This window comes from Alkalihalobacillus alcalophilus ATCC 27647 = CGMCC 1.3604, from assembly GCF_000292245.2.
GTDB lineage: Bacteria > Bacillota > Bacilli > Bacillales > Bacillaceae_D > Alkalihalobacillus > Alkalihalobacillus alcalophilus.
Window position 1 is genome coordinate 63,050 of record NZ_ALPT02000010.1, and the last position, 6,425, is coordinate 69,474.

Genomic DNA, 6,425 nt, shown 5'->3' on the forward strand with positions numbered 1-6,425 from the left:
TATTATTAGTTTATGCTTGGCTTTTTCGAGCAATCTTTTCGCCCATTTTTATATTTTGATTTTCTTGAATCGAATCAAAGGTAAGGAAATTTGGTTCAAACAGAAGAATAACGGTCGAGCCAAAAGAAAAATATCCGATTTCCTCTCCTTTCTTTAAATGAGTATGGTCATGAGTCAACTCGATGGAATTAATGTTCATCGCCCCCACCTTCACAACAACCAATGATTTTTCCTCGACTTCCAATTCAGTCAAAAGCCGATAATTGTGCGATAGTGGCTTTTTCCCGTATTTTAAGCCCATTTCATTGACTGGGTAAGAACGACCTCCTAAACGCCATTGTCGCTTTATTTGACCTGCTACAGGGCTATGGATACGATGATAATCCTTTGGGCTTAGATAAAAAATAATAAACTGCCCCCCGACATAGCGTTTCGCTTCCCCTTTGTCTCCTAACATATCGGTTAATGAATAGGTTTGGCCCTTCACCATAAATTGGCTCTGCTCATTTAGTGCACCAAATGTGGCAATTTTCCCATCTACTGGACTGACAATCACATCTTCCTTAGCCTCAACTGTCCTACTTCCAGCTGCTAAGGACCGAATGAAAAATTGATGTAGACTTTTATATTCTCCAATGGGTTTGGCTGCTTCCGCTACATTTATTTGGAACGTTTTCGCAAATTGTGGGATGATAAGCTTACTCATCTTTGACTGAGCAAATTTCTTTAACATATTCGATTGAAGTTTAGAATTACTTAATTCGACAAATGTCCTAAAGATTCTTTGTTTCAACAAGCTGTCCTCCGTCTTCATTGATAATTATTTTGACGATGTGCTTCCTTTTAGTAGTGAATTTACTTCTCATATGATAAGATTATATTTTAATAACGTATGTAAAAAAATGTACGCTGTTAGGAATATCCATTAATAACCATTATGAAAACAAATTGATAAACTATTACTGTCTTACTATTTTTTTGTTTTCATTTATTATGATTTTCAAGGAGTGAAATAGATGTTTCTTTTACAACGCCTTGACAATACCAAAAAGAAACTAAAAGGACAAATCGCCAATGTCCTGACTCTATTAAATCTTAGTTTAGGTGCATTTGCAATCCTTTATACGATACAAAATCAATTACAACTTGCTCTGCTATTTATTACAATTGCAGCCGTTTTTGATCGATTGGACGGAGCCGTTGCCCGTAAATTAAATAGTACCTCTGAGTTAGGAAAACAATTAGATTCTTTGAGTGATATGATTTCATTTGGTGTTGCCCCTGCCCTTTTAATCCATCAAGCGATTTTATTTGAATTTGGATTTGCTGGTGCCTTCTTTGCTATTGTCTTTATCGTATGTGGAGCTATTCGTTTAGCTAAGTTTAACATTACTGAAGCAAATGGTTTCTTCTATGGCCTTCCCATTACAGCAGCTGGCTGTATACTCACGATTATGACTCTTCTTGTGGCATACATTCCAGAATATGTGTTTATGATCAATACCTTAATTTTAGCCTTTCTTATGATTAGCCCTTTTAAAGTTAAGAAGATGTAAGTCTCGTTTACATCAGCGTCAAAATTAGTTTTTATTCGACATTTATCAAGAAATATACGAATAATTGTCAAAAACGGTGGAAATATTGGCTTAATATGAATGATTTTCCTTCGAAAGGCTTGACAGTAGTAGGCTTGGAGAGTAAATTGTAAGTGCAGGCTAATTAACTAACAGATAAGCACTGCTAAAAACGTAAGAACGAGCTTTAGTTTTTCTAGAATAGAGGAACAAGTTTTTTCTAAACAAGGTATGAAAGGGAGTTTTTTTCATGAACAAAACAGACTTAATTAATGCAGTATCAGAGCAGGCAGACCTTTCTAAAAAGGACGCTTCTAAAGCAGTAGACGCTGTTTTCGAAAGCATTACTACAACACTAGTAGAAGGTGGAAAAGTTCAACTAGTTGGTTTTGGTAGTTTTGAAGTGCGTGAGCGTTCAGCTCGTAAAGGACGTAACCCACAAACTGGTGAAGAGATTGAAATTGCTGCAACTAAAAACCCAGCATTCAAACCAGGTAAACAATTAAAAGACGCAGTTAACTAATGATGTTAACTAAATCGGAGCAATGGATTTATCCTATTGCTCCGATTTTTTATTTAAATTGATTTTCTATTATTATCGTGAATCGCTTGTTTTCCTAACAAAGGTATGTTAACTTTATGGGGAACTATTTAATTACATACTCGTTTAAACCACTAGGGGTGCATAGTTGCTGAGAGAGGCCTAATTTGGTGCCTTAACCCTTTTACCTGATCTAGATAATACTAGCGGAGGGAAGTGGATCGAAGGACCTTGAATGATTGAGACGTGATATTGTTAATCGTCGCTCTCCTTTCTAGATGAATTTGATCATGTTTTTCATTTATACTAAAAAACAAACACTTCCAGCCGAATACTCGACTGGGAGTTTTTTTATGCTCTTCTCTCCATCCTTCTATTTAAAGTTCATTGTTAAACGAGAATAAACGGAGGTAATAATATGAAACTTTCAGAACGTTTATATGAAAAAGCACAACCAATTTGGGAACAGAGCCACTCCCACCCATTTGTTCAAGGGATTGGAAACGGAACACTCGATATTGAAAAGTTCAAATTTTTTATGTGCCAAGATTACCTTTATCTAATTGATTATGCTAGACTTTTTGCCCTTGGTAGCTTAAAAGCTCATAATCTTGAAACGATGCAAACTTTTGCGAAAATGCTCCATGTCACGCTAGATGAAGAAATGAGCCTTCACCGAGCTTATGCGAAACGTTTAGGGATATCAAAAGAAGAACTGGAGGCAACGAAACCAGCTCCTACTACACTTGCTTATAGTTCTTATATGCTTAACATCGCTCAACGTGGCTCATTAAAAGAGCTTCTAGCAGCCGTAATGCCTTGTGCTTGGAGCTATTATGAAATCGGGAAAAAATTAAGTGAAACCCCTGGTGCGATGGAACACGTTTGGTACGGAGAATGGGTCACAATGTATCAGTCGCCTGAATTTGGCGAAGTTGCCGAGTGGCAAATTGATTTGCTCGACCAATTAACTGAATCAAGCTCTGAAGAAGAATTACTTGAACTGGAGGAAATCTTTTTAACAACGAGCCGTTTTGAATACATGTTCTGGGATATGTCCTATCAGCAAGCGATGTGGCCACTCCATGACTGATACACAAGTCTCTTTTCAAAATGTCTCTTTTCAATACGCTTCCTCATTTGAAGAGACGATACATGATTTGAGCTTTTCAGTAGAAGCTGGCGAATTCGTGAGTTTCCTCGCTCCAAGTGGTGCAGGTAAAAGCACGATTTTCCGATTGCTGACATCGCTTGAAACACCGCAATCAGGCACGATTTTCTTTAATGGCTCTCTCCTTTCAAACAAGTCAAATCAAATCGGTTATATGCCACAACGTGATTTGTTGCTTGATTGGCGAACGATTTTAGACAATGCTGCCTTGCCACTTGAACTTCAAGGTTTCTCCAAAAAACACGCTCGGAAAAAGGCTTTATCCTACTTTGCTGACTTTGGGTTAGAAGGATATGAGCACTCCTATCCTGTACAGCTCTCAGGTGGCATGAGACAGCGTGTCTCTTTTTTAAGGGCGATGTTAAGTGGGCAGCAAGTTTTATTGCTAGACGAGCCGTTTAGTGCCTTAGATGCAATGACACGTATTGCGATGCAGCAATGGCTTTTAAGTATGTGGAAGAAATGGCACATGACGATTCTCTTTGTCACTCATGATATCGATGAGGCCTTGCTTCTTTCTGACCGCATTTTTCTATTTCAACAAAAACCATTGTCTTCTTATCAAGAAATTCGTTTAACAGACACTAGGCCACGACTTATAAAAGACGATTTGTTTGAACTAAAGCAATCGATTGTTGATAAATTACTCAAAAAGGTGAGTCTATGAACACAAAAATAAAGTTCAATCGCTGGTTATCGGCAGGCGGCCTCATTTTCTTTCTTTTACTTGGCTGGGAAGCGTCGGCTCAATGGGTGAACCAACCTTATTTATTTCCATCACCTTCACAAATATTTATCAAAATGATTGATTTGCATCATGTTTTATTTTTTGTCCATCTTCCGGCTACTCTTTCTGTTATGCTCATTGGTTTATTTTGTTCGATGATTTTAGGTGTGGCTCTTGCTTTATGTATGAATAAATTCAAAACACTTGAACAAGCGATCTATCCGATTTTAATCGTCTCACAAACAATTCCAATCATTGCTCTTGCCCCTGTTTTTGTGCTTTGGTTTGGTTATTCGATTTGGAGCAAAGTCCTTGTGACGATTTTAATTACATTTTTCCCGATTACCGTTAATACTTTTGATGGCTTGAAATCTACATCAAAGGAACAGCTCGAATGGTTTAAAACAGCAGGTGCGAGTAAACGAGCCATTTTAACCAAACTCTATATTCCCTCGGCCCTTCCCTCCTTTTTTTCGGGAATGAAAGTGGCCATTACGTTAAGTGTGATTGGGGCAGCAATCGGAGAATGGTTAGGAGCAAATGCGGGCCTAGGTTATTTCAGCCGCCGTATGATGACTCAATTTGATGGGGCTGGCGTATTTGCCCCAATTGTTTGGCTATCCATCTTAGGATTAATCGGCTTTTTACTCATTACCTTACTAGAATATTACTTATTAAAATGGAGGCATATCAAATGAAAAAGGTTTTTTTATCACTGTTAATTGGTTTTTCACTTTTCCTAGGAGCTTGTCAGGCTAATTCCAACTCGGAGCTAGAAAAGGTTGAGATTATGCTTGATTGGTATCCAAATGCGGTACATACGTTTTTATATACAGCTTTAGAAAAAGGCTATTTTGAAGAGGAAGGATTAGATGTGAACATTGTTTTCCCTGCTAACCCTACCGATCCAATTTCACTAACAGCAGCTGGTTCAATTCCATTTGCTTTAAGTTATCAACCTGATATTATTTTAGCTCAAGAAGAGGGATTACCGGTTACATCCATTGCTCCAATCGTTCGTAGTCCACTTAATCATGTACTGTTTTTAACAAAACAAGGCTACGAGCGTCCAGCAGACCTTGAAGGAAAAACAGTTGGTTATCCAGGGATTCCCTTAAATGAAGCCTTATTAAAAACGATGGTCGAAGCTGATGGCGGTGACTTTTCACAAGTTGAAATGATTGATATCGGTTTTGAACTTGGGGCCTCCATTATTAGTGAACGTACGGATGCGATTATCGGAGCGTATATCAACCATGAATACCCTGTTTTAAAACATGAAGGTCATGATATTCAATATTTCAATCCTGTTGATTATGACGTGCCTGTCTATCATGAGCTCGTTTTAATTACAAATGAAGCGATGCAGGAAGAAAAACCTGAAATTGTGGAAGCTTTCTGGAATGCGGCTGAAAAAGGCTATCAAGATGTCAAAGCAGACCCAGAACAAAGCCTAGAAATCCTATTAAACAACCAAGATGAAGCCAACTTCCCTCTCAACAAAACGGTTGAACAAGAGAGCTTAAGTATTTTATTAGAGAAAATGGAAAGTGATACGGAAGCTTTTGGTCATCAAGAGGAAAGTCAATGGCAGGAAATTCGCGAGTGGTTATTGCAATCACGTGAATAAGGGCGGTGTTCCTTTTAGTGGAACCTAATTATAGGAGCCTATGGAGCTCTACTGCATGATGCTAGACTTTTATTGTAAAAGCTAAGCGACCCGGCGCATATAATATCTTAACTTTTTTATAAAGGTGGGAATGATATGCCCGGGTTTATTGTTTGGATTTCGATCGTTATTGAATGGATGGCAGAGCATTTCTTTTGGTGGATCCTTTAGTCATTAGCCCCTACTCAAACCACATATATATTCTATCTGCACCTCCTCGTATGATATCAAATAAAGGAAGTGCTTATCTATGTCCAAAAATCCATTAACGCCTGCCCCATTAAACTCCCTATAGAAAACGATTCTTCGGTTGCTTCTCCTACTTCTAATATAGGGCTATGCTTCGAGTGCTGGTGGAATCATAGCCGCTCTATGATTCCCTTTGCGACTCTGATTCATGGGCTTTTGACTTCATTCGAGCTCTATGATTCCCTTTGGCACTCTGATTCACATGCTTTTGACTTCATTCGAGCTCTATGATTCCCTTTGCAGCTCTGATTCATATGCTTTTGACATCATTCGAGCTCTATGATTCCCTTTGCAGCTCTGATTCATATGCTTTTGACATCATTGGCGGCGTATGATTCCCTTTGCGGCTCTGGTTCATATGCTTTTGGCATCATTGACTCCCTATGATTCCCTTTGCAGCTCTGATTCATGGGCTTTTGACTTCATTCGAGCTCTATGATTCCCTTTGGCACTCTGATTCATGGGCTTTTGACTTCATTGACTCCCTATGTTTT

At 38.4% G+C, this 6,425-nt stretch carries 7 protein-coding genes and 1 riboswitch; of the genes, 6 read left to right on the forward strand and 1 reads right to left on the reverse strand.

What is annotated here, in order from left to right:
* Positions 1–10: 10 nt before the first annotated feature.
* Complete coding sequence (locus tag BALCAV_RS04195) at positions 11–814, reverse strand: phosphatidylserine decarboxylase (protein ID WP_407920840.1); 804 nt, start codon at positions 812–814, stop codon at positions 11–13.
* Positions 815–1,016: 202 nt separating this feature from the next.
* On the opposite strand from BALCAV_RS04195, the gene pssA reads away from it, so the two are divergent.
* The 6 genes from pssA to BALCAV_RS04225 all read left to right on the forward strand — a co-directional run bounded on the left by pssA (position 1,017) and on the right by BALCAV_RS04225 (position 5,643).
* Complete coding sequence (pssA, locus tag BALCAV_RS04200; RefSeq protein ID WP_003323995.1) at positions 1,017–1,556, forward strand: CDP-diacylglycerol--serine O-phosphatidyltransferase; 540 nt, start codon at positions 1,017–1,019, stop codon at positions 1,554–1,556.
* Positions 1,557–1,824: 268 nt separating this feature from the next.
* Positions 1,825–2,097, forward strand: a complete 273-nt coding sequence (locus BALCAV_RS04205; RefSeq protein WP_003323994.1) for an HU family DNA-binding protein — start codon at positions 1,825–1,827, stop codon at positions 2,095–2,097.
* Positions 2,098–2,241: 144 nt separating this feature from the next.
* Positions 2,242–2,347: riboswitch (TPP riboswitch) on the forward strand.
* A gap of 186 nt (positions 2,348–2,533) precedes the next feature.
* Positions 2,534–3,208 carry a thiaminase II gene (gene tenA, locus BALCAV_RS04210; protein WP_003323993.1) on the forward strand — a complete coding sequence of 225 codons (675 nt, stop codon included), beginning with the start codon at positions 2,534–2,536 and terminating at the stop codon, positions 3,206–3,208.
* On the forward strand, positions 3,201–3,953 hold the full coding sequence (locus BALCAV_RS04215) for an ABC transporter ATP-binding protein (RefSeq protein ID WP_003323992.1): 753 nt from the start codon (positions 3,201–3,203) through the stop codon (positions 3,951–3,953). Before tenA ends, BALCAV_RS04215 begins: the two co-directional genes overlap by 8 nt.
* Positions 3,950–4,711 carry an ABC transporter permease gene (locus BALCAV_RS04220; protein ID WP_003323991.1) on the forward strand — a complete coding sequence of 254 codons (762 nt, stop codon included), beginning with the start codon at positions 3,950–3,952 and terminating at the stop codon, positions 4,709–4,711. Before BALCAV_RS04215 ends, BALCAV_RS04220 begins: the two co-directional genes overlap by 4 nt.
* The gene (locus tag BALCAV_RS04225) at positions 4,708–5,643 is read left to right on the forward strand and encodes an ABC transporter substrate-binding protein (protein WP_003323990.1); all 936 of its coding nucleotides are present in this window, start codon (positions 4,708–4,710) and stop codon (positions 5,641–5,643) included. Before BALCAV_RS04220 ends, BALCAV_RS04225 begins: the two co-directional genes overlap by 4 nt.
* Positions 5,644–6,425: the final 782 nt, after the last annotated feature.